Here is a 23435-nt window from a genome sequence, read left to right as displayed (position 1 = left end):
CTCCCACGTCGGGCGCGACCCTCGGTGGGGCGAGCATACGTGCGACGCGTGTCGGCTAGAGGCCGATTGTGTTTCCGTCTCATTGCGCCTGGAGACAGGCGCATCGGGAGGCAGTCAAGGCAACAGGTGTAGCATAAAGCCGACTCCCCCCAAGAGAGCCGGACTCGCCGCACCACACCGCTCCGAGCCCTTCATCGTCGAAGCAGGAGAAACACAGCCATGCCCAGCAGCACCCGATTCACCGGCCGCGTCGTCCTCATCACCGGAGGCGGATCCGGCCTCGGTCGCGCCACCGCCCTCCGTCTCGCCGCCGAGGGAGCGAAGCTCGCCCTCGTCGACATCTCGCAGAAGGGCCTCGACGAGTCGAAGGCCGCCGTCCTCGAGGCGACGCCCGAGGCCGAGGTTCTCACCACCCTCGCCGACGTCTCGAAGGAGGCCGACGTCGACGCCTATGTCAAAGCGACACTCGAGCGCTTCGGCCGCATCGACGGCTTCTTCAACAACGCCGGTATCGAGGGTCGTCAGAACCTCACCGAGAACTTCAGCGCCGACGAGTTCGACAAGGTCGTCGCCATCAACCTCCGCGGCGTGTTCCTCGGCCTCGAGAAGGTCCTGAAGATCATGCGCGAACAAGGATCCGGCATGGTCGTCAACACGGCCAGCGTCGGGGGCATCACCGGCATCGGCAACCAGTCGGGCTACGCCGCAGCAAAGCACGGCGTCGTCGGCCTCACCCGCAACTCCGCCATCGAGTACGGCCAGTTCGGCATCCGTATCAACGCGATCGCACCCGGCGCCATCTGGACCCCGATGGTCGAGAACTCGATGAAGCAGCTCAACGCCGACGACCCCCGCAAAGCTGCCGAGGAGTTCATTCAGATCAACCCGACGAAGCGCTACGGCGAGGCGAACGAGATCGCGTCGGTCGTCGCGTTCCTGCTGTCGGACGACGCCTCATACGTGAACGCGACGGTGCTGCCGATCGACGGCGGCCAGTCGATCAAGTACTGACAGCCCCGCCCCGCCCAACCCCCGCCCCGGGTGCCGAGTGCCGCCATTTGCCCGAGCTGGAAGCAGCAGAGGGGCATTTGGCGGCACTCGGTGTACGGCGCGGGGAGCGGACGCGGCGCGACCAGCGGGTCAGCGGGTGGCGACGGCGAAGCCTCCGGCCGGGAGGTAGATGCTGCGCTCGCCCGTGAGTGTCTGCTTGAGGCGACCCTTGTCGTCGTAGGTGCGCACCGTGGATCCTCGGCTGCCGATCGTCGCGCGCTGGGGGAGCAGCGACGTCGACTGGACGAGCTCCGACCGATTGTCACCGGCTCCCGAGAGCACGACCCGCGAGACGAGCGGCCGCACGAGCAGCGCGTCGACGGTCGTCGTCCCGCTGAGGGCACGCACCGACACCGAGGTCGCCGATCCGCGCAGCGGCAGCAGCAGCGAGGCGGGCAGAAGAGCACCCGGCACCGGGGTGACTCCCTGCGCACCGACGGTGGCACGGGTCACGCCGAGCGGTGTTCGCTTCGTCGAGCCCGTCCACAGCGCCACCGGAGCAGACCCCGTCGGCATCGCGATGACCGGATCGATGTGACGTGCACCACCCGAGGCCGTGGCGGGCACGGCGAACGTCGCCGTCTCACCGCGATCGAGCGCGAGCTCGGAGCCGCCGCTGAGCTGCGACTCGCCGTCGGAGGCCGAGGTCGGGGTGACGACGGTTCCGGTGGTGGCGGTCGCCTTCTCCGCCTCGACGACACTGAGTCCGTCACGCGAGACGACGGTCGAAGCCGACTGCGCCAAGGCCGACACGCGAGGGTGCGCATCGAGCGCGATCATCGACAGGAGGCCGTGGATGGTCGACTCGGCTCCCGATCCGGTGTTGACCGAGCCGGTCGGCTGCACGCCATCGAAGGTGACGCCGGTGGCGGGGTCGTAGGTCGGCTTGCCCGAGGTGTTGTTGCCGAAGTACCAGCTCGCCATGAGGCCGGCGAGCTGCTCGATGCCGGGGCTGTGCGCCGCATCCGCGGTGGCGAGGAGCGACTGAAGTCGAGAGTCGGCCCCGTAGGCGATCTGCGTCGTGTCGGTCGGCGCGGGCGAGAAGCCGTTGATCGGACCGGTCGAGGTCAACAGCGTCGACGAGAACGCCACCGAGTCGGTGACGGCGGGCTGGAGCAGCGACGGCTTCTTCAGCACGACCGATGCCTCGGCGAGAGCAGCCGGCATCTGTGACGCCCACGAGTGGAACTGTGACCGCGACTTCGTCTCGGGCAGGATCGCCCCGTACGGCCACTTCTGCACCGCAACGGCGGCGGAACGGGAGGATCCCATCGCGGCGATCCCCTCGGAGAGCTCTGAGAGTGCCGAGCGGGCCGGGCGATCGTGGGGTGCTGCCTTCGAGTAGGCGGCGAGACCCAGCACGGCCTCGGCCGAGGCGCCGGCACTACCGACGATGAGCCAGCTCGGCACACGAGTACCGTCGGCCACTCCGTACCTGCCGTAGGAGGCCAGTGTCGAGCGCTCGAGAGCCCTCACTCCGAGCTGCAGGCGGTCCTGCAAGAACGAGGCGAAGGCCGGGTCGGTCGACTTGAACGCCGCGTACCCCTCGCCGTAGGCCCAGAGCGTGCGTGCCAGCCAGTAGCTGTTGCCGCTGTCCGAGGGGTTCGGGAGCTCGACGGGCACCGGGCTCGGGTTGAGCGTGCCGTCGGGCTGCATCCACAGCACCACGTTGCCGGCGTCCGGCCCCGAGGTCGTCTGGAAATACGCCGTCGACCTCAGCAGCTCGTACGCCTTCTCACGGCTCGACGCCGAGCCGGTCTGCTTCCAGTCGCGCAGGTAGACGACGGCCGCACGCGACACGTCGTCGGAGTCGTACGACCCCTGACCCCAGTGCCCGGTCGCCGGGTCGAGCGGCCCGCCGCCGACCCGTTCGAACGTGTTGCCGGGCCGTGCATCGGCGTACACCCACGGCATGGTGAGCGTCGGCTGCGAGTCGAGGGCGTAGGTGGTGTGGCCCGCCGTCGCCGGGGGAGTCGTCTGATCGAGCAGGTAGTCGAGGTGCGCGAGATTGGTGAGCCGAGCCGTCGGGGTGCTCGCGGCAGGACGAGGATCCGGGGCGCTCGCGATCGCGGGGGAGGCGGCGGTGAGCCCGGCCCCGGCGGCGAGGGCGACCGTGCCGATCGCTGCGAGGGCCCGGATCCTGAAGGTCGTGCGCGACGCGGTCACGAGGCGACCCGCTCGAGGAGTGCGACGCCGATTTTGGAGTCGCCCATTCCGTAGAAGACGAAGTGCCTGCCGTCGATCTCTTCGATCGCGGTGGGGAACACGACGTTCGGCACGATGCCACCGGTCTCGTCGGCGGTGGCGGGAGCGAGGAGCGGCTCGGTGCTGCGCGAGAGGACGACAGAAGGATCCGCGGCGTCGAGAATCATCCCGCCTGCCGCGTAGTTCACGTTCTTCTGCTGCGCGAAGGCACTGTCGATCGTGCCGGTGACGCCGTGGTGCAGGAGCAGCCAGCCCTCGGGCACCCGGAGGGGTGCGGGGCCGCCGCCGATCTTGAGCTCCTCGAACGGGAACTCGGGTCCGGCGAGGAATCGGTGCTGACCCCAGCGGGTGAGGTTCGTGATGTCGCGGGCCACGTCGTCGACCGAGACGTAGCTGATCCAGATGCTCTGGCGGGTGTCGGTGGTGCCGCGGGGCACGCGAATGCCCTCGCCCGGTGCGGTCTCGCCGATGTCCCACATCGGCCGGTGCAGCACGGCGAACGAGCGCACGCCATCGGGGGCGGTGACCGGCTCGGGGAAGAACACGGTGTCTTTGTTGTGGAACAGACCGAGGTCCATGTCGAGGGTGTCGTCGTAGTCGAAGGTGACCGGGCCGAGTCGGCGCCACTCGCGGAGGTCGCTCGACACGGCGACGGCGGTGCGAGGTCCGAGGGGGCCGTAGGCGACGTAGGTCATCACGTCGAGGTCGAGCTCCGGGATCCTCGTCACTCGGGGGTCTTCGACGCCCGCGTGCGTGGCACCGCGCTCCCACCCGCGGTCGGGTTCGAGCACGATGCCGTCGCGTTCGACAGCGACGGGCACGCCGTCTTCGATGACGACCTTGGCCAGGCCGACGCGCGAGACGTTGCCTTCGGCGACCATGCGCGGGAGGAGGTGGAGGGCGCCGTCTGGCGTGCGGCCCGAGCCGGGGTTCAGGACGCCCTCGACCTCGAGGGCGTTGCCGGGCTCGGGCGTCATCACGACGCCCTGGCGGGAGAGACGGTAGGGAAATGCATCGGTCATGGGAGTTCTCCAGGTGGGTGGGATTCGAGGGTCGGAAGCGGGCCGGTCAGCCCTTGACGCTCGACCCCACGTCGGTCGAGATGAAGTAGCGCTGGAACACGATGAACAGCACGACGACGGGTGCGGCGAGCACCACGGCGCCGGCGAGCGTCGCACCGAACGGGTTGGACGCGGTGGCGGCCACGTTCGAGATGTAGTTGGCGAGCGAGACGGCAAGGGGCTGCATGCTGGCCTGCTTCGTGATGAGGAAGGGCCAGAGGAACTCGTTCCACGGGCCGATGAAGGTCAGCAGTGCCGCTGTCACGAGAGCCGGGCGCACCAGGGGGAGCGCGATTCGCCAGAGGAGCACGAACTCGTTCGCCCCGTCGATCCGCGCGGCCTCGAACAGCTCTTTCGGCAGCTGCAGGAAGTACTGGCGGAAGATGATCACGGCCGTCGAGTTGATCGCGAACGGCAGGATCATGCCCAAGTAGTTGTCGCCCAGCCCATACGTGCGGGTGATGAGCACGTAGAGCGGGATGATCAACAACTGGAACGGGACTACCTGCACGAGCAGGGCGAGAGCGAAAGTGACGCCTCGGCCCCGCCACTGCAGCACGGCGAGCGAGTAGCCGACGAGCACCCCGAAGATCAGCGTGCAGACCAGCACCCCGGCCGTGAAGATGCCCGAGTTGAGCAGCCCCGAGAAGAGGTTGATCCGATCGTTGATCGCGGAGTAGTTCGCCCCGGTGATGTTGCTCGGATGCGGAAAAGCGCCGCCGAGACTGGCATCCTGCTTCGTCTGCAGCGATCCGATGATCATGTAGTAGAAGGGGAACAGGAAGACGAGGGCGCCGAGGGCGAGCACTGCGCTCCGCAGGGTGGCTTGGAACTTCGACATCAGTCTTTTCCTCCCGCGAATCGGTTCTGGAGCAGGGCGATCACGAGCACCAGCACGACCAGCACGACGCCGATGGCACTCGCCTCGTCGGGGTGACCCTGCTCGATGCCCTTTTGGTACATCAGCAGCACGGGCGACGTCGAGGCGCCGTTCGGCCCGCCGCCGTTGGTCAGGAGGTACGGCTCGGTGAAGAGGTTCGCGCCGGTGACCGTCGAGACCAGCAGCACCAGGACGGTCGCGGGGCGCACGCCGGGAACGGTGACGGAGAAGAACTTGCGGATCGCTCCGGCACCGTCGGTCGACGCCGCCTCGTACAGCTCGTTCGGCACGTTCTGCAGGGCTGCCAGGTACAGCAGGATGTAGAAGCCCATCTGCTTCCAGGTGACGAACAGGGCGATCGACGGCATGGCCCAGTGCGAGTTGATCAGCCACGACGGACTGGGCGCCAACGGGCCGAGGATCTGATTGACGAGGCCCGAGCCGTTGAACAGGAACAGCCAGACCGCGACGACCGCGACACTCGCCGTCAGGTAGGGGATGTAGTAGGCCACCCGGTAGAACGCTTTGAGGTGGGTGACCTTGTTGAGCCCCGACGCCAGCACGATGCTGAGCACGACCGTGAGCGGCACGTTGATGATCAAGAAGATGCCGACGTTGCCGAACGACCGGATCACGTCGGGATCAGTGAAGGCGTCGACGAAGTTCGCCAACCCCACGAAGGGGCGGTCGACGACCGCCCCCGGTGCCGTGAAGAAGTAGTCGTGGAACGCGATGTAGACCGCGTACACCAGGGGGTAGGCGAAGACGACGAGCACGAACACGAGGTAGGGCGCACTGAAGAGGAGGCCGAGCGGGTGCTTGCCCAGGATCCGCGGCCCCCGACGCTTGGCGATCGTCGAGGGCGCTGTCTCAGCGCCGCCGGTGGTGGTGGTCACCGGGTCACCGTCACTTCTCGGCGGCGAGCTGATCGATCTTCGTCGCGGCGTCGTCGAGCGAGGTCTTGACGTCGCCCTTGCCGAAGATGACCGAGTCGCTCCACGCGTCGCGGAAGGCCTGCATCTCGGCAACGGTGTTGGGGCCGGACGGCACCTCGACGGTGCGGCTGGCCTGGTCGCCGAAGAGCTTGTACGACGGGTTCTTCGAGAAGTAGTCGGCGTAGGTGGTGGCCAGGTCGGTGCGCATCGGCATCTGGCCGGTGGTCTCGAGGAACTTCTGGTCGTTGCCGGTGCTCGTCGAGAACTTCAGGAAGTCCCACGCCGTGCCCTGGTTCTGGCAAGCGGTGAACATGCCGACGTTCTTCGCGTCGCTGAACGTGTAGGTCTTGTCGGCGGCGGTGCCGTTCTTCGTCGGCACGGGCACGGAACCCCAGTTGACGTCTTTGTAGACCGAGACGGCCCAGGGCCCGACGATCGCCATGGCGGCCTTGCCATCGGCGAAGGCGTCGCCCTGGTACTTCTCCTGACCGGCGAGCTTGTCGGCGTAGAGGGTGCGCCAGAAGTTCGCGGCGTCGTAGCCGGCCTGGTCGTTGAAGGTCGACTTGCCGTCTTTGACGAGCTGGGTGCCGCCCGACTCCGCCGCGTAGAGCGGGTAGAAGTCGAACGACATCTGGAAGAACTCACTCGTCGGTGCCGGCAGGATCGCGTTCGGGGCGACGCCCTTGTCGACGAGTGTCTTCGCCGTCGCAGTGAAGTCGGCGTAGGTCGAGAGCTTGGGGTTGTCGGCGTCGAGGCCGGCCTTCTTGAACAGGTCTTTGTTGTAGAAGATCATCACGGGGTTCGACTTCCAGGGGAACTGGTAGTACTCGCCGTCGGCGTCCTTGTACTGGTCCGCCTGGGATCCTGAGCGCGCCTCGATGTACTTCGCGCCGTCCGAGAACTTCGACAGGTCGACCATGCCCCCCTGCTTCACCCACTGGCCGACGGCCGAGGGGGCGGTGTTGTAGACCAGGCAGGGCGAGTTGCCAGCGGTGATGGAGGCGCCGATGACCTCTTCGGAGGTCTTGCCGGCGGGGATCTCCTGGCCGGTGACCTTTTCGTCAGGGTGGTCTTTGTTCCACGCGGCCACGGTCGCCTTGCCCCAGGCGACCTCCTGCTCGTTGTTCGAGTACCAGATCTTGATGGGGCCCTTGGCGGTGAGCGATCCGCTGCTGCTTCCGCCGCCGCTGCACGCGGTCAGGCCGATCATTGCTGCTGCGACTACGGCCGCGCCGATGAACTTTGTGCGTCGTTGCACGATGTCTCCTCCAGTGGTGACCAGGCGGGCGGCTTCGCTCGCCGACCGAAAGCCGAAACGTTTCGGTAGAGGTGACGGTAGCACAGCTTCGACCGGTAGGGCCGGTCAGCTGTGAGCGGGGGCCGGACCGGTGGAGCCGCGGGGGAGGAGCCGCGCGGGCGCGATGTCGACATCGTCGACGCGCTCACCGGCGATGGCGGCGAGCAGCATCCTGGCCGCCTCGACGCCGAGCAGACGCGGTGTCGTGGCGATCGTGCTGAGCGACGGGCGGATGTACGAGCCCAGCGCGATGCCGTCGAAACCGGCGACCGAGATGTCGTCGGGGGCGCGGACTCCGAGCTCGTCGGCCCGGGCCAAGAACCCGATGGCCGAGAGGTCGTTCGAGCACATCACGGCCGTGGGCCTCTCGTCCGGCGCGCGGTCGGTGAGGAGACGCGATGCCGCGGCCACACCGCCCTCGTACGTGAAATCACCCTCGACGACCTCACCCGGTGCGAGGTCGTGCGCCGCCACGGCCTCGCTCCAGGCCCTCAGGCGCTGACCGGCGTGGATGAACTCGGTCGGCCCGGTCACGAGGGCGAGCCGGCGGTGGCCATGCGAGACCAGATGGTCGACGAGCTCGCGGATGCCCTCGACGTGGCTCTGACGGACCGCGGGCAGGGGGAAATCGGGTTCGGCATTGACGCCGACAGCGGGCAGGCCGAGTTCTTCGACCAGGGGGATCCGCGGATCCTCGACTCCCAATTCCGACAGGAAGACGCCGTCGACCCGGCGATTCGCGGCCAGACTGCGGTATCGCTCGAGGGTCTCGATCTTCTCGGAACCCATCTGCAGGATGAGCGCGTAGTTCTGCGCGTCGAGCACCGTCTCGATGCCGCCGATAAAGCTGCCGAAGAACGGGTCGGACTCGAGCACGGACGGATCGCGGTGCACGACCAGGCCGACCGAGAACGCGCGCTTCGACGACAGGCTGCGGCCCCGGAGCGACGGCACGAAACCGAGCTCGTGGGCCGCCTCGACGATGCGCTTGCGGGTGGCCTCCGAGACGCCGGGCCGGTCGTTGAGCGCACTCGAGACCGAGCTGATAGCCACGCCAGCTCGGGCCGCGACGTCGACGATGGTCACTCGGTTGTTCACGGGGTCGACCCTAGCGGGCCTGTTGTTGCAGGCGAGTGCCGCCGATTGCTGGCGCCGGCCGCTGACCCGCTGCATTCGGCGGCACTCGACGGCGGGGGATGCGGAGGCGTGCCGGCGAGAGTGCCCAGACGGTGGCCTGGCGAGGATCCGCGGGGCCCATATGCGCACTCTCGCCGAGTGCCGCCAAATGTCGTGGGTGGCCGGCCGCCGGCGGCATTCGGCGGCACTCGGGTGACGGGCCGGAATCCAGCCCGGCTCAGCGCGGGTGCTGGTGCCCCGGCAGGTGGGCGCGCTCGCCGTCGTGGTCGAAGATCGTCAGGATCTCGACCGGCCCCTCGTGCGCGTGAATCGAGTGCGGGGTCATCGTCGAGAACTCGGCCGCTTGCCCCTCGCGCACGAGGATCGTCCGCTCGCCGAGTGTCAGCCGCACGGTGCCGCTCAGCACGGCGAACCACTCGTAGCCGGGGTGGACGCCCGGCCCACCCTCGTCGCGTTCGGCCGTGATGCGCATCTTGGCGATCGTCACCCCGCGCCGGTCGCGCTCGCGCGAGAGCAGCCAGACGGTGGAGCCCGGTCGCATCTCGGGCTCGGGGCGAATGACAACGTCGTCATCGCCTTCGGGTTCGACGAGCTGGTCGAGCGTGGTGCCGAGCGCCTGCGCGATCGGCACGAGCTGGTCGAGCGCTATGCGCCGGTGACCGGTCTCGATGCGACTGAGGGTCGAGGCCGAGAGGTAGCACCGGGCCGCGAGCGTGTCGAGCGTCCAGCCCCGGGCCACCCGGAGGCTGCGAATGCGTTGCCGGACGACCTCGTCTATTGTGTCTTGCGTCATACGCAAGAGTCTATGTCTGATAGGCACGACTCGCCTAGCGTGGTGCCTATGAACGACATACAGGAGACACGAACGACCGCAGCTCAGGATCCGGCCGACCTCGAGAGGGTCGACGTGGCCCTTCCCTTCGACGTCGTCGTCATCGGCGGCGGCGCTGCCGGCCTCGCCGCGGCAATCGCCCTTGGCCGATCGCGCCGCCGAGTGGTGGTCGTCGATGCCGGCGAGCCGCGTAATGCTCCTGCCGAGGGTGCCCACAACGTGCTCGGGCAGGAGGGTGTGTCGCCCCGCGAACTGCTCGCCCGGGGCCGTGCCGAAGCGAAGTCGTACGGCGTCTCGATCGTCGACGGGTTCGTCACGGCCGCATCCGGCGGCGTCGACGATTTCACCGTCGAGATCGACGGGGGAGCGTCGTCGGTGCGCGCTCGCCGTGTGATCCTCGCGACCGGTCTCGTCGACGAGCTTCCCGACGTGCCCGGCGTTGCCGAGGCGTGGGGGCGCACCGTGCTGCACTGCCCGTTCTGCCACGGCTGGGAGGTGCGCGACCAGCGCATCGCCGTGCTCGGCCGCACCGAGAACGCCCTGCACCAGGTCATCCTGTTCCGTCAGCTCAGCGAGGACGTCACCTTCTTCCTCCACGAGGCGCCCGAACCGACCGACGAGCAGTGGGAGCAGCTCGCGGCCCTCGGCGTCCGGGTCGTCGTGCCTCGGGTCGAGCGACTCGTGGTCGACGGCACGCAGGTGCAGGCCGTGGAAGTCGAGGGCGGCCGGTCGTTTCCGATCGACGCGGTCGTCGTCGCGCCGCGGTTCGTGGCCCGGACCGAGCTCTTCCAAGCCCTCGGCGGCGATGCGACCCCGACCCCGTTCGGTGCGCAGATCACGACCGACCCCCGCGGCGTGACCGCGCTGCCCGGGGTCTGGGCGACCGGCAATGCGAGCGACGCGATGGCGATGGTTTCGGCCTCGGCGGCCTCGGGCGTGATGGTGGGTGCCGCGGTGCACGGCGATCTCGCGCTGGCCGATCTGGCACGGGCTGTCACGGAGCGGCAGGAGCCCTTTTCGGCCGCCCGGGAGGCCGCGAACTGCGAGAAGATCCTCGGCGATCGTCGGCACGGGCTGTGACGGGCTAGCCGTCGTCGGTGGCAGGCTGACCGCATGGGGAAGAAACGTGGGGCACTGGTCGTCGGGGTAATCGCTGCGGGAGTGCTGATGCTGGGTGGGTGTTCGGCAACGGGGGGCCAAGGATCCTCGGCTCCGTCGTCGTCACCCACTGTCTCGGCCGAACCTCCCAGCCCTACCCCGACCCCGACCCCCACGCCGAGTGCGACGCCGACCACGCCCGCCGTCACACAGCCCGTGGCGAAGACCGTGAAGGCCGGTGTCGTGGCGTCCGGCGTGACGGCAACTGCTTCCGGCACCGGCCCGATGAACGTGAGCTACGAGCGCAAGGGCGAATTCGCCGTCGTGGTCGCGCTCAACTGCTCCGCCTGCAGGGGCGTTGCGACGGTGACCGCAGCGGGGCGGATGTCGCCGTTCGGTCGGGCTGCAGCGCCGTTGCGTGGATCCTTTTTGATGGACGTCTTCAAAAACGACCCCGTCAAGCAGACCTTCATCGTCGACGCGCAGGGAAGCTGGACGGTGACGCTGCAGAGCTGGAACGATCTGCCGACGGTGTCCGGAGCGCAATCGGGGACGGGGCCGGCGGTGCTGTTCTTCTCGGACGACGTCTCGAGGCTCAAGGTCGATTTCAGGCCGGCCAAGGCGGGCGAGTCGTTCTCCGGCCGAGCCTTCACGACCTCCGACAAGCCGTTGCTCTTCGGCGAAAGCGGGGCGTTCTCGAAGACGTTCGAGGTCGACCTGCCGGGCGTCCTGGCGATTCAGACGAACGGCACGTGGACGGTGACGCCGGTGTCGTGAGTGCCGGGCTTGGCGCTCCGGCGCGGCAGGGTCGTGCTGGGGGCAGCCCCTCCCTGGCGACCGTTTGCGCCGCGTCGACTTTGATCGCGCGCAATACGCCTCGACGTCGGATTCCTCGCCCGGAACTAAACGACACAAACGAGACGGCTCGTCGATACGAATGGGCCATGGCAGTCCTTAGAGCGTGTTCCACGATTGCTGACGCCCTCGGATGTCTCGACTGTCCTCGAGCTGATGCTGAACGCGGTGAGTGTCCTCCGCCCAGCGACTGTCTTCATCGTCGAGCTGGGCAGTGGGTCAGATGGCGAGGTCACCGAGCAGCTTTTCGTGGGGGCTGTACCCCCGCGCCGACACCTTCGGCCGCCTCGAACGCGGCCAGTGCCTTGTGGGCCTGTTTCCTGGTCACCGCCCCCGCAATCAGCGAAAAGATGCCGAGCATGCCCAAGATCAGCGGGAAACCGGACAGGCCTTCGAAGGCAATCTCTACGCAGCAGACCAGCGTGATTGCGACTCCGAATGCGACCGAATAGAGGCCCGAGAGGCGTTGGCGGTTGATCGCCATCCGTCGTTGTATGAGGCTGGGCACGACCGCAAGCTATCTTGCGGGTTCGTACCTGCGCAAGGCAATTTTGTGGGTGTCACGAGAACGGCCTCGTCGGCGAGTGCGTCACGATTCAAAGGAGCATGACGACGACAGGCTGACTTCGTCTCGGCGACCGCGGATCCGCGTGTCCGCTCGCTAAAACGCAGAGTCAGATCAGGGCTCTGCGGTGAGCGGGGCGTCTGGCTCGTGAGGATCGTTGCGGCTCTTTCTAGCGGCGCGAAATGAGCTGATCCAGCTGCGAAGCAGGAGGAGGAGCAGAACCACGCCAACGAAGGTGGCAGCGAACCAGGGCGGGTAGTCCTGCCACTCCCGCACAACGAAGTACGAACCAAATCCGACAAATGCGTAACCGATCACGCCGACGAAGGTCGGCTGCCAGAACCGCTGGTGCTCTGACTGTGCCGGTTCCACGGACACCCTTGGCGACGCGTCTTCTTCTTTTTCTTCTTCGTCGTCGTCAGGCTCCAAGCGATGCAGGTGAACCGCGAACACCGCGAGCAAGAACCCGGACACGGCCAGCGCCGCGAACGCGTCGATCGCTCCTCCCCGGGCAATCCCGACGACAGCAGCCGACACGAGTCCAAGGCCGATTACCGCGAAGAATCCCACGACGAGTCGGTCGAGGCGAAAAAGGCTCTCGGGATCGGAGGGCTCCTGTGTCGTCATGACTTCGCTTTCCGGGCAACCCGTAGCTGCCAACTCGTCAAGGGTAGACCGGCAGACGGCGCCAATCGGATGCCTCTCTACCCTTCGAGAGGGTCAGTGAGACTGCGCGTCCCGCGAGGATGACGGCGAACCGGGCGACCGCAAGCCACGCAGTGCGGTGGTTGGCGTCGTCAGTCGTGCTGGTTTTGCTCTCGTGGTGTGCGGGGCGGTTGGACTCCGGCACCGACGCCCTCGGCCGACTCGAACGCGACCATGGCCTTACGGGCACGCCGCCTCGTGACGAGACCAATGATCAGCCAGGCGACACCGATCAGGCCTTGACCAATGACGAAGCCGTTCAGCCTGTGGTCGACCACGTTGAGGCCGCACAGCACGATGAAGACCACGCTGCCTGTAACAAAGTAGAGGCCCGACAGGCGTTGGCGGTCGATAGCCATGCGGCGTTGAATGAGGCTGGGCACGTCCGCACGCTAACGCGCGGGCCAGGGTGTGTACAAGGGCACCCGCCCCAGTCGGTCCTTGTCAGCTTTGTCAGATCGTCGCGCAAGGAGCATTGGAAAATGCGTTCCACGGCTGCCTGCTGTCAACTGAGTACTCATACAGCAATCGTCAGCGCGCACTCTACGACTCCGCTTTCGACGGCGGTCGGGGTGCAAAGCTTCGCCTCTCGGAGAGGGCGAGTTTCTACGTTGATGCAACGAAAGGCACTTGGCTCCTGACGCAGTCCTAGTTCGTTCAAGGTCGTGATTGCACGCAAGCGTCACGCCTTTGCCTTCCTAGTGATCGTCAGACGTTGCCTCTGCGGCCACGGTCACGAGCGAAATTTCGCCAGAAGAGTTCAGGAAAATGTCCGGGTAGTTCCTGGCTCGAGCACCCACCTGTGAGGCTCGCAGTTCACCACCATCTGCTCTTCGGTAGAGATCGGCTACGTTGATGGCCGCAGCTATCTCTTTGCTAGTCTGCGGGCGGCCGACGATCAGAAGTACCTGCCGCATCGCTCGATGAAGGGTCTGCTGTTTGCCGGCCACGCTAGCTCGCGAATGTCTTGACGGCCTCGCGGATCGCGTCAGCGTGCTCGTAGATCTCGTCAAGGGCATCGATCGGGTGGCGAGTCTCGTTTTTCTCGGCGTCGAAGACGCCCAGATATTTCTGTCGCTTGCCGTTGAAGTGGAGCCGCGCGATCGGCTTGCGATTGTTGTCGTCAAGCAGGATGGCAAAATACGACTTTTGGTCCCGGTGAGCGACGCGCTGAGGTTTCACCTCGCTGCATGCGATGGCCTTGACGATCTGGTAGCCCTCGAGTTCTTCCAGCGTTGTCTCGATTTCGGTGTCTCGATCGAGGTCAGATTCCACTACGGGTTCACTGCTCATGACTGACGCGGGAGCCTGGGCAACAGGGGCAGACGGGAACGCGGTGGACCCCAGCGCCGTCTTGAGGCGGTCGTTCACTTGTTCGTTCAAGTACTGCTTTGCAGCCTTAGCGACGAGAACGGTGAATTGCTCTCGGACCTTCTGCGTGTACGTGCCGTCGTACACACGGTTGGTGAAAAACTTCACCCAGTCGTCTGCAGGCTCGCGGAACTCTGCTGCGATGGCGCGCTTCAAAGCACCCACGTACTTCAACTCTTCTGCTGCGCTGATGACAGAGTCGAGATCAAAAACCTCTTTGGTGAGCTTCTCGAGTTCTGGGAGAAGGGTTTCGTCGATGTCCGACAGATCGAGGACCAGGAAAGGTTTCTCGTCCATTCGATTTGCGGCGTCGAGGTCGGTATAGAACTGGTAGGTCTCACCGTTCGTGAGAACGGCAATGCGGGCATTGGTCACAGCGAAGTATCGAAACAGTTGCGAGGCATGCTCGATCTTGAGCGGCTCAGTCGATTTCTTGCACTCGATCAGAATTTGGACTTCGCCGTCTCGCATGATGGCGTAGTCGATCTTCTCGCCTTTTTTGACGCCGACGTCGGCGGTGAATTCGGGTACGACTTCAAGTGGGTTGAAGACGTCGTAGCCCAGGATCGTTGAGATGAACGGCATGATGAAAGCGTTTTTGGTGGCTTCCTCGGTCTGAATGGCAGCCCGCTGATTCTTTACCTTCAGCGCCAATGCTGCGAGTCGTTCGGCGAATTCCATTGCTGTTCCCCTTTGTTGAATACTTCTCATGACCTTAGGGGAGCCTGCGCCAAACCAACTGTCTTGGAGAACCCCAGTTCGCGTGTCACCTGTTCCGATCGCGGGTTCTCACGCTCTGCCGAGGATGCGCCTCAGTAGTCTCGGGCCATGACCGACGCCACCGCATTCGCAGAGATGCAACAGGCGTTCGATGCTGCCGCCGGCTGGTTCGAGCAGACGGTGGATGCCATTGACACCCGTGCTGATGAGTGGCACGTTTCGGCGCTCGGGGAGTGGACCGTGCGCGATCTCGTCGGCCACACATCGCGCGCTCTGCTGACGGTGGAGCAGTACCTCGGGCCCGGCCCATCGACGTCGAATGCATCGACGAGCGACTACTACCGGGCTGTCCGAGAGTCGCGCTCTGATCCGGAAGCAGTCGCCGAGCGGGGTCGACAGTCTGCGGCGGATCTGGGCGATGACGCTGCCGGTGCTGTCCGGGAGGTTTCAGCACGAGTGAGGCTTCTCATCGCTCACCAGCCGGCGGACGCTCGGGTCGTCACGCCGGTCGGGGAATGGCGGCTTGCCGCCTACCTTCCGACACGCGTCTTCGAGTTAGCCGTCCACACCGCCGACCTTCTCCGAGCCACCGGCCTCGAGGATGGCCGCGGTGCTCCGCCCACGGTGAATCGCGTGGCGCTGCGAGTGCTGAGCGGCCTGCTCGCGGAGGCGAGTGACGATGACGCGGGGATGCTGCTGGCGTCGTTGACCGGACGGGGATCCTTGTCGCCTGGATTTTCGCTTCTTTGACTGATGAGCGCGGATTCTTCGCCGTTCAGGGGGTGGGGGTGGGGGTCGTGACCGAGTTGATGTCGTCGGCCAGCCCCTGGTCGAAGGGGATAGCCGGGGCCGTAGCGGTACTAGCGGTCTGCAGGCCGACGACGGTATGGCCGTCAGATTTATAGACGTTCACGGTCGCAGGCTGCTCAGCTTCCACGGACTCCTTCCAGAAGACGTAACCCCATTCGCCGTTATCTGCCCTGACGCGAACGAGATCGGGGTGGCCCTTGAAGTTCTCCACACCGTAGGTCTGGCCATTCGCATTGACGCCCCAGTCAGAGGTGGTGGAGGTGGCGTAGTGGAAGACCGCGCGCCACTTGGCCTGCGGCGAGGCGTCCACACTGAGGATCGTCGTGCCATTCGCCGGCAGCTCGGCGTCTGAGATTCGCATGTGGTCTCCGGGATCGGCGATCCCGCAGCTGACCCCAGACTGAGTTCCGCCCAGGGTGTCAAACATGACGTTGCCGGTGGTACTGAGACAGGTGATGTCAACGATGACGGCATTCGCGAGGGGAGGGGCCTGACCGATGTCGACGAGAGCCGGTCCCGTGCGCGTGACGGTCGTCGTTGCGCCTAGGTCGTCGGTGACGGTCGATCCCGGGGTATTCGCGGCGACCAGTGCGGCGGCGCTGGTCGTAATGGCGATGGCCGCGACGCCGATGAGGGAGGCGGTGACGCGGGCGCGGCGTTGCCGGCGCTGGAGCCCGCTGCCCCTGGTGCCGATGGCGGTGAGTTCGGCGCGGATCGCGGCGGACGTGGCGGGCTGCATGTCGGTGTTCATCAGAACGTGCCTTCCGGAGCGGTGCGAATGGAGGGGTTGAGGTCGTGCAGGTCGGCGCGGAGTCGCTTGCGGGTGCGGTGGAGTCGTACGCGTGCCGCCGGTGGTTTCAGTCCGAGGGCCTGGGCTGCTTGCCAGACGGGCATGTCTTCGAAAGTGGTCAGCACGAGAAGCGCGGCGTCCGTGGGTGAGAGTTCTTGAAGAGCGGCGTGGAGCCTCTGGCGAATCTCGATCTCTTCCACGTCGATTGCTGGAGCGGGTTCGTCGCTGCGAGGCAGCTTGCTGAGAAGAGACCGGTAGCGGCCCGCGGCCCGACGGTTGTTGCGAGCGAGGTTGACCGTCGTCACCAACAACCACGGCAGAACGGACCCCGACACGAGCGCGACCGTCTTCCGCTTGCGCCACAGCTCATAGAAGGCAGCCGCTGTGACGTCTTCGGCGTCGTGCGGATCGGCGACCAGGCTCAGCGCGCGGCGGTAGACACGCGGTCGGTGCCTATCGAACAGCCCGGCGAAGCCGGCGCCATCATTGCGCTGGGCCAAAGCCCAAAGAGGGCCGTCGTCGTTATCGTGCTGTTCGTCCTTCACACTAGGGAGTGTCCGGCTGGCGTCGGCGCGTTACAAACTGACGGGCTCGGAGCGACAGGGTTTCTGGTGCAGGCCCGCCTTGCGTGCGGTCGACCGGGTGCCATGCGCAGTCGGAGACCAGCGGGAGCAGACCCCGCCGATCGACCGGGTGCTCTGTTCAGTCGGGGACCGTCGGGAGGCGACCCCGCCGATCGACCGGGTGCCGTGCGCAGTTCGAGCGGCCGGAAGACGACCGCCCGGGAGACGTTTTGCGCCGCATCAAATTTGATCGCGCGCAAAACACTTCTAAGAGGGACCCGTCCCCGGAACGGAGCGACACGAGCAGGCTGCTAGCGGCGTCGACCGAACGGCAGGCCTTGTGGGCTCGGGGCGTCAGCCCGCGACGTGCTCGTGGATCGCACCGTCGTAAAAAGACGGGTCATCCCACCATTCGTCGTGCAAATCGACAAGTCGCACCCAGGCGTATCCCGCAACCGAACGATCGCTGTGAGCCGTTAATTCGGCGAGGGCAACAACGCTCTCGTCACGTCCGAGCGAGACCAGCGCGTCCATCACGCCGACGTTTACACGCCAGGCGTCGAGGCCCTCGAGCTCGCGCGGCACATCGTCCACGATGCCCATGAGCACCGGAACCGCCTCCGCCGAGCCCGTCTCGCCGATCGCCTCGAGCACGTTCAGGTGGACGTCGTGCCAGTCCGCGTTCCAGAGCGCAGTAAGCGCGGGCAGATGCTCTGTGCCGAGCCCGAACTCGTTGCAGACATGGACCGCAGGCCAGACGTCGTCGCCCACCTGGGAGACTGCGACCTCCCGCAAAAGCGTCAAGCCGAGTGCGCGACCATCGACCGCGTCGAACCAGTACAGGAACTCCTCGTGCGACAACGGGTAGGGCATCGCCTTCGTGAGAAATCGCTCTCCCGCCAAAAGGCGACCGGCGATGCGAACACGGTCAATCGGAGGGATGTCGATATCGGCCAGCAGTCGGTGCATCGCGCGGAGGCGTCTGCGGGTGAGGCGGACCACGATGAGCCCGAGCGGCCAGAACAGGGCGACCGGGGTCAAGTTGTACAGGGCCTGTCCCGGTGACGCAGACGTTGCAAGCACGCCGATCCCCAGCACCACCGGCATTGCCAGCAGCATCACCGAAGCGAACCACTGCAGGAGTCGCTGCGTTCTCATCTCCCGACGCAGCGCAGAACGCCACGGGTCGAGCGGCACGTTAGCGGGAATCTCTCCACGACGCGCAGCTCGAAAGACGTCGATCCGACTGATCATCGGGCCGCTGGCGGCTCGGGCCCCCGCAGCCGGGGTGGTCGCGGCCTTGGCACGCCGCAGCACCAGAAGAGCCGGTAGCCATCCCTCTACCACTCCCCACCAGGCGCCGACGGTCGCGTCGGTGCCCAGGCCGTCGAGCATCGTGCGGAGCCGCGGAGCCGGAAACGTCCCAACGATGGTCGCGAGGTCAAGGGCTAGGCCAGCGGCACCACCGGCGAGAATGATCGAGAACCAGGTGAGCGCGAACCTAGCCGCATGATCGTCGACTCGGTTGGCCAGCGGAACGACGAGCCGAACGACAAGGGCGACGACCGCCGCCGCAAGCAGGGTCGTGCCGATTCGCCAGGCCCAGGGGTGGCTCGCGGGAGAGAACGAGCTCGTGGAGGGGAGGATCCCGCCGACGCTGCTCGGCAGTGCGCCCCTCCAGGTGATGGCGACTGCCAGCGCTCCACTGACTAGCCATAGCGCCGCAGCGACTCCGGCCGTGACCGCAGACCGTGGCGCGCGGGCACGCTCGACTGGCCCGGTACTTTCGTCTGTCTCGTCTGTCTCGTCTGTCGCGATCACCAGCGGCCCCCGTTTTCTGATCAACGTTGATTCTCGCAGGTGCCCTCAAGATCACCCCGAACCGTGACACCTGTCACGCCGCCTCGTGACATCGCGGCACTTCTCCGGGCACCGCGCCTCCGCTGAGATGGGAGAACACCCCCGCGGACTTCCGAGCCGCCCCCTGCCCGAGATGAGAACACCATGCGCAAACCCCTGAAGATCACCCTGCTGACGATCGGCGTCATCGTCGCGCTGCCGGTCTTACTGCTCACCACGACCTCGATCGTGAACGCGGTGGCGACGAAATCCGACCTGGCAGCCATCACTCCCTACGGCGAGTTAGTGTCGGTCGACGGCAAGAAGATGAACGTGGTCGTCAGCGGCACGGGAGCGGAGACGATCGTTCTGCTCCCGGGTCTCGGAACCGCCGCCCCGAGGCTCGACTTTCAGCCACTCATCTCGCAACTCGACGACAAGTACCGTGTGGTCGCCGTCGAGCCGTTCGGCACGGGGCTCAGCGACCAGACCGACGTGCCCCGCACGCCGAAGAACATCGCCCAGGAGGTGCACGAGGCACTGCACGAACTCGGTGTCGACCGGTACGTGCTCATGGGCCATTCGATCGCGGGAATCTACGCCCTCGAATACAGCAAGTTGTACGCGAGTGAGCTCATCGCGTTCGTCGGAATCGATAGCAGCGTGCCCGATCAGCCCGGCGCGAACGACCCCGTCCCGACCGGCGGGCTCGTGGAACTCCGCAACCTGGGCATCCTGCGCGCCGTCACCGCGATCTCCGGCGATCCCTTCGCCGGGATGCCCTACGACGAGCGCACGAAAGCCCAGATGCGGTTCTTGACCACCAAGAACTCGACCGCGCCCACCTTGCTCGACGAGATGAACCGCACCCCTGCCAACTTCGCGTCCGTCAGCGATGCGACTTTTCCCGCTGCCCTTCCCCTGCTGCTGTTCGTGGTGAAGGACGACGCGGGCTGGGTCAGCCTGCACGAGCGCCAGGCAGCGAGCGTCGACCACGGCGAGGTGATCACCCTCACCGGCGACCACTACCTTCACCACACGCAATCCGCACGGCTAGCGAGTGACACGTCGGCATTCCTCGACGCCCTCCCGGTACGCTGAACACGATGACGGAGGCCAGGGCAAGCCCGCCCCGACCCGCCCAAGACCTGTGGCGAATGCGCGGGTCGACAGCGGTCACGCTCTGGGTGCTGGTTCTGATCGGCGCGTACCTCCAGATCGTGCTCGGTGTCGACGGCATACCGGGGCTCCGGACGACCGTGCTCCTCGTTGCCACGAGCGCGTCCGTGATTCTGGCTCTCGTCGTCGTTCCGCTTCTGCTGCGACCTCTCACGGGGGCATCGGTGAGAAACCCGATGGTCGTCGCCCTGCTCGCCGTGAGCGGCGTGACATGGGGGTTGGCAGTCATACCTCCCTTCGCCGGATGGGGGTGGGGCTTTCTCTTCGCGCTCGCCGGGGGAATGCTCAGCTGCCTCGTGTCTCGCTGGTGGAGCGCAGTCGTGCTGGGCGCGGTCCTCTTTGTGCTCGCTCTCGGCGGCCTGTCGGCAGCGGCCTCATCATCGCGCTTAGTCGAGGGGCCGACCGCACCCGGTGACGGATTCACCCTGGTCATCGTCGGGACGCTCGCCTTGACGACGGTCCTGCCACTGAGCAGCGTCTGGGTTCTTCGCGTAGTCCTGCGCCTCGAGGTGGCCCGGCAGACCGCTTCCGACCTCGCCGTCGCAACGGAGAGACTTCGGTTCGCCACCGATCTGCACGATATTCAGGGTCACCACCTGCAGGTGATCGCCTTGAAAGCCGAGCTCGCCGAACGCCGTCTTCGTTCCGACCACCCCGCGCTCGCGGAGCAGGAACTCGCTGACATCCGCTCGATCGCCAAGGCCGCGCTCGACGACACGCGGGCCGTGGTGAACGACTACCGCACCGTGACGGTGGCCGTCGAAGCCAGGAACGCGGCGGCCGTTCTCCGCTCGGCCGGCATCGACTGTGAGGCACGCATCGAGGTGCCCGGTCTTCCCGCGGAGGTCGGAGCGGTCATGGCCGTCGCCATTCGCGAGGCCACGACCAACATCCTCCGTCACAGCCGCGCGACGCAGGCCTCCCTCGACCTGGCCCAGTCGGAAGTCGGCCCGTACGAGTTGACCGTGTCGAATAACGGGGCGGGTGCCCTCCGGTCGGGAGGAACGGGACTGGTGGGAATCAGCGAACGCGTGACGGTCTGGGGCGGAACGGTGGAGACCCGGCGGCGCGGCGATGTCTTCACACTGGTCGTCCGAATCCCCACAGACCCCACGAGCGAAGGATTCGAGGACGGCGCATGATTCAAATTCTCATCGCCGACGATGAAGAGCTCATCCGTGGAGCCCTCGTCGCGCTCCTGTCACTCGAGACCGACATCGAGGTGGTCGCCGATGTCAGTGACGGTCGCGAGGCTGTCACCGCGGGTTTGGCCCACCGTCCCGATGTCGTTCTACTCGACCTGGAGATGCCGCACCTCGATGGAATCGACGCGGCTCGAGAACTCCGAACGCTGATGGCGTGTCAGACCGTCATCGTCACTCGACATGCCCGACCCGGCACGCTCAAGCGTGCCCTGGCCGCGCAGGTCTGCGGCTTCGTGCCGAAATCGACCCCGGCGTCTCAGCTCGCCACCATCATCCGATCGGTCGCGTCCGGTGAGAGATACATCGATGTTCAGCTCGCGACAGCGGCGCTCACCGAGACGGAGAGCCCGCTGACCGACCGAGAGGCCGATGTGCTGCGCCTTACCCGGGCGGGCCTTCCCACGAAGGAGATCGCCCGAGCGCTCCACCTCGCCCACGGGACGGTTCGAAACCATCTGTCGTCGGCGATGTCCAAGCTGCATTTGTCGTCGCGGGTCACCGCGGCAGAACTGGCCCACGACAACGGCTGGATCTGACCGGGGGATTCGGCGCGGGAGGGCTGCCGGCGTCGATGACCGGACGGGGATCCTTGGTGGCTAGGCGCCGCGACGACGGCAAACTGACGCGGTTCGGCCATTCCGACCCGGCGCGCCGCGTCGTTTCGGCCGATCCGCGTCGCTTCGTGCGTGCAGGCCGTAGAGCGGCTCGCGGCGAGGTCATGCGCTCAAGTACGAGCGCGCCATGTACGAAGATGAGGTCCATTTAGTTGCCCACTGTTCACGACCAAGTCCTTCGAAATGTACAGGTAACGCACTCGGGGGAACGGCCCGGTCGGCGCGGGCCGCTTGTCGATAACCTCCGAGTATCGGAACATGATCGGGAAGCATCGGCAATGACGCCTTCATCGACTCCTCCCCACTCGCTGCCTGACGTGGCGTGGGGATGGCGGCTGCTGCGGCCAGCCCTCTATCTGCGCCTCTGGCGTTTCCGGCGCCTCGTGTCCGGCGGGTTCTATCTGCCAGATGATCCAGACGAGCAGACTCACGACGGTGACAGGATCCTTTTCGTCGGAAGCCTGGAAGCCGCGCGTTTCGGCGTCGTCGACGAGCAGCTGTCGACGCTGTCTCAGGTGGCGAGAGATCTCGAGAGGCGGCGCGACCGTCGGTGTGACTGGCTTTTTCCGCGGAACACGGTTCGTCGGCCCCGTGACGGATTCACCGAGGACTTCCGGAGCCACGGCGATATCGATGCCGCGGTGGTCGCGATCGGGTACTCCGACGTCCTCCTCATGACAACCGCACGGTCATGGTCGAGAGAGCTCCGTCGTCTACTGGAGGGAATCAGAGAGGGGTCGGGCACGTCATGCCCGATCGTCCTCGCCGGATTGCCGCCCATGGACAGGTTTCGGCAGACGCCTCGAATCGGCAGGAAGCGAATCAGGCAGCAGGTCATCCGTCTTAATCGGGCGTCGGAGGAGCTCGCGATGTCGATGCCCGAGTGCTTCTACGTGCCGTTTCCCGAAGTCACCGGCGCCGCGACTCAGGTCGGACCGGAAGAATTCTTGTGGGCGAACGTGCACCGTCTCTGGAGTTCCGAGCTCACGACGGCGGTTGTGAAAGGGCTCGACGCGCGAAACCTCTGAGCCCGAGTACTGGACGGGCTCGGGCCGTGGCGTCGGCCTTGCCTTCGTGCCATCGCGCCCGGGTCACGGGGTCAGAGGACGGCGAAGGCCGACACGAATGCGGCGGTTCCGGCGACGGCGAGAGCGACCGCGAGACCACGGTCGCGTCGGCGGCTGACGCGGCGCGCTAGCAGCCACGCGAGAACACCCACGCCGATCGCGATGCTGATGACCCAGTAGAGCCACCCCGTCTTATCGGCCACTCGCAGGAGGCCGGAGACGCCGTCGCCGATCATGACGGTTACGAAGATGCCGCCGCTGAGGGCCCGAAGAGCACCCGAGGGGAAACGCCACCAGTAGCCGGCCAGCCCGACGACCGGCCCGGCGAGGGTTGCCACGGTGAAGTAGAAGTCGCCGGGGCCGTAGGAGTCGGGAAAGCCGCGGAGTGTCGATACGACCGCGTAGCCCTGAAGAAGCGCATGGAAGACGACGAGCCCGAGCCCGGCGGCGACCCACCAGCGACGTGCACTGCTCCAGCGGGTGCAGACGACGGTGACGACGAACGCCAGGAGAGTCCAGCCGCTGTTCGAGTTGGCGAACGAGCTGACGCCCTCCGGCAGATACTGCTGGCCGAATGATGTCGCCCCGCCGAGCAGAAGACCGGCCGCCGCTCCGACCAGCCACCAGGCGAGCGTGTATCCGATGGATCGTCCCATG

Annotated in this window: 23 protein-coding genes; 8 read left to right on the top strand and 15 right to left on the bottom strand. The window is 66.3% G+C overall.

The window, feature by feature from the left end; translation table 11 throughout:
• The first annotated feature begins 219 nt into the window (after positions 1-219).
• Complete coding sequence (locus ASF54_RS04450; RefSeq protein ID WP_055959277.1) at positions 220-1011, top strand: glucose 1-dehydrogenase; 792 nt, start codon at positions 220-222, stop codon at positions 1009-1011.
• 129 nt (positions 1012-1140) lie between these two features.
• Here ASF54_RS04450 and ASF54_RS04445 read toward each other — a convergent pair whose 3' ends face one another.
• From ASF54_RS04445 to ASF54_RS04415, 7 genes are all read right to left on the bottom strand, one after another.
• Positions 1141-3216 carry a hypothetical protein gene (locus tag ASF54_RS04445; RefSeq protein WP_055959275.1) on the bottom strand — a complete coding sequence of 692 codons (2076 nt, stop codon included), beginning with the start codon at positions 3214-3216 and terminating at the stop codon, positions 1141-1143.
• Positions 3213-4277: a glycoside hydrolase family 130 protein gene (locus tag ASF54_RS04440; RefSeq protein WP_055959274.1), complete on the bottom strand. Its 1065-nt coding sequence runs from the start codon at positions 4275-4277 to the stop codon at positions 3213-3215. The genes ASF54_RS04445 and ASF54_RS04440 overlap by 4 nt, the downstream gene beginning before the upstream one ends.
• A gap of 46 nt (positions 4278-4323) precedes the next feature.
• On the bottom strand, positions 4324-5157 hold the full coding sequence (locus ASF54_RS04435) for a carbohydrate ABC transporter permease (RefSeq protein WP_055959272.1): 834 nt from the start codon (positions 5155-5157) through the stop codon (positions 4324-4326).
• Positions 5157-6092 (bottom strand): carbohydrate ABC transporter permease, encoded by a 936-nt coding sequence (locus tag ASF54_RS04430; RefSeq protein ID WP_055959270.1) that lies wholly within the window; start codon positions 6090-6092, stop codon positions 5157-5159. Before ASF54_RS04430 ends, ASF54_RS04435 begins: the two co-directional genes overlap by 1 nt.
• Positions 6093-6102: 10 nt before the next feature.
• Entirely contained in the window at positions 6103-7389 is a 1287-nt protein-coding gene (locus ASF54_RS04425) for an extracellular solute-binding protein (RefSeq protein ID WP_442855772.1), read from the bottom strand.
• A 105-nt stretch (positions 7390-7494) separates the two neighbouring features.
• On the bottom strand, positions 7495-8526 hold the full coding sequence (locus ASF54_RS04420; RefSeq protein ID WP_055959266.1) for a LacI family DNA-binding transcriptional regulator: 1032 nt from the start codon (positions 8524-8526) through the stop codon (positions 7495-7497).
• A 256-nt stretch (positions 8527-8782) separates the two neighbouring features.
• The gene (locus tag ASF54_RS04415) at positions 8783-9358 is read right to left on the bottom strand and encodes a helix-turn-helix domain-containing protein (RefSeq protein ID WP_055959264.1); all 576 of its coding nucleotides are present in this window, start codon (positions 9356-9358) and stop codon (positions 8783-8785) included.
• 48 nt (positions 9359-9406) lie between these two features.
• On the opposite strand from ASF54_RS04415, the gene ASF54_RS04410 reads away from it, so the two are divergent.
• Positions 9407-10477 (top strand): NAD(P)/FAD-dependent oxidoreductase, encoded by a 1071-nt coding sequence (locus ASF54_RS04410; RefSeq protein ID WP_084815938.1) that lies wholly within the window; start codon positions 9407-9409, stop codon positions 10475-10477.
• A 33-nt stretch (positions 10478-10510) separates the two neighbouring features.
• Positions 10511-11272, top strand: coding sequence for a hypothetical protein (locus ASF54_RS04405; protein WP_157510023.1), 762 nt, complete (start codon positions 10511-10513; stop codon positions 11270-11272).
• Between the two features lie 310 nt (positions 11273-11582).
• Here the strand turns inward: ASF54_RS04405 and ASF54_RS04400 are convergent, their stop codons facing one another.
• The 4 genes from ASF54_RS04400 to ASF54_RS04385 form a co-directional block, all read right to left on the bottom strand.
• The gene (locus ASF54_RS04400) at positions 11583-11834 is read right to left on the bottom strand and encodes a hypothetical protein (RefSeq protein WP_055959261.1); all 252 of its coding nucleotides are present in this window, start codon (positions 11832-11834) and stop codon (positions 11583-11585) included.
• 195 nt (positions 11835-12029) lie between these two features.
• On the bottom strand, positions 12030-12575 hold the full coding sequence (locus tag ASF54_RS04395) for a hypothetical protein (RefSeq protein WP_157510021.1): 546 nt from the start codon (positions 12573-12575) through the stop codon (positions 12030-12032).
• A gap of 137 nt (positions 12576-12712) precedes the next feature.
• The gene (locus ASF54_RS04390; RefSeq protein ID WP_157510020.1) at positions 12713-13003 is read right to left on the bottom strand and encodes a hypothetical protein; all 291 of its coding nucleotides are present in this window, start codon (positions 13001-13003) and stop codon (positions 12713-12715) included.
• 568 nt (positions 13004-13571) lie between these two features.
• On the bottom strand, positions 13572-14672 hold the full coding sequence (locus ASF54_RS04385) for a type I restriction endonuclease (RefSeq protein WP_055959255.1): 1101 nt from the start codon (positions 14670-14672) through the stop codon (positions 13572-13574).
• A gap of 147 nt (positions 14673-14819) precedes the next feature.
• On the opposite strand from ASF54_RS04385, the gene ASF54_RS04380 reads away from it, so the two are divergent.
• Positions 14820-15461 carry a maleylpyruvate isomerase N-terminal domain-containing protein gene (locus ASF54_RS04380; RefSeq protein WP_055959253.1) on the top strand — a complete coding sequence of 214 codons (642 nt, stop codon included), beginning with the start codon at positions 14820-14822 and terminating at the stop codon, positions 15459-15461.
• A gap of 25 nt (positions 15462-15486) precedes the next feature.
• Here the strand turns inward: ASF54_RS04380 and ASF54_RS04375 are convergent, their stop codons facing one another.
• The 3 genes from ASF54_RS04375 to ASF54_RS04365 form a co-directional block, all read right to left on the bottom strand.
• Positions 15487-16272: a hypothetical protein gene (locus ASF54_RS04375; protein ID WP_055959252.1), complete on the bottom strand. Its 786-nt coding sequence runs from the start codon at positions 16270-16272 to the stop codon at positions 15487-15489.
• Complete coding sequence (locus tag ASF54_RS04370) at positions 16272-16856, bottom strand: RNA polymerase sigma factor (protein ID WP_084815937.1); 585 nt, start codon at positions 16854-16856, stop codon at positions 16272-16274. The genes ASF54_RS04375 and ASF54_RS04370 overlap by 1 nt, the downstream gene beginning before the upstream one ends.
• Positions 16857-17228: 372 nt before the next feature.
• The gene (locus tag ASF54_RS04365) at positions 17229-18695 is read right to left on the bottom strand and encodes a hypothetical protein (RefSeq protein WP_055959248.1); all 1467 of its coding nucleotides are present in this window, start codon (positions 18693-18695) and stop codon (positions 17229-17231) included.
• 183 nt (positions 18696-18878) lie between these two features.
• On the opposite strand from ASF54_RS04365, the gene ASF54_RS04360 reads away from it, so the two are divergent.
• The 4 genes from ASF54_RS04360 to ASF54_RS04345 all read left to right on the top strand — a co-directional run bounded on the left by ASF54_RS04360 (position 18879) and on the right by ASF54_RS04345 (position 22739).
• On the top strand, positions 18879-19814 hold the full coding sequence (locus ASF54_RS04360; protein ID WP_055959246.1) for an alpha/beta fold hydrolase: 936 nt from the start codon (positions 18879-18881) through the stop codon (positions 19812-19814).
• Positions 19815-19819: 5 nt separating this feature from the next.
• Positions 19820-21034, top strand: coding sequence for a sensor histidine kinase (locus ASF54_RS04355; RefSeq protein ID WP_084815936.1), 1215 nt, complete (start codon positions 19820-19822; stop codon positions 21032-21034).
• Complete coding sequence (locus tag ASF54_RS04350; protein ID WP_055959242.1) at positions 21031-21633, top strand: response regulator transcription factor; 603 nt, start codon at positions 21031-21033, stop codon at positions 21631-21633. Before ASF54_RS04355 ends, ASF54_RS04350 begins: the two co-directional genes overlap by 4 nt.
• A 461-nt stretch (positions 21634-22094) precedes the next feature.
• The gene (locus ASF54_RS04345; protein WP_157510019.1) at positions 22095-22739 is read left to right on the top strand and encodes a hypothetical protein; all 645 of its coding nucleotides are present in this window, start codon (positions 22095-22097) and stop codon (positions 22737-22739) included.
• Positions 22740-22810: 71 nt separating this feature from the next.
• Here ASF54_RS04345 and ASF54_RS04340 read toward each other — a convergent pair whose 3' ends face one another.
• A complete protein-coding gene (locus tag ASF54_RS04340; RefSeq protein ID WP_055959238.1) occupies positions 22811-23434 on the bottom strand; it encodes a DUF6518 family protein in 624 nt (207 codons plus the stop codon).
• Position 23435: the final 1 nt, after the last annotated feature.

This window comes from Frondihabitans sp. Leaf304, from assembly GCF_001423105.1.
In the GTDB taxonomy this organism is placed as follows: Bacteria; Actinomycetota; Actinomycetes; order Actinomycetales; family Microbacteriaceae; genus Frondihabitans.
This window is presented reverse-complemented; position numbering and strand designations above follow the sequence as displayed.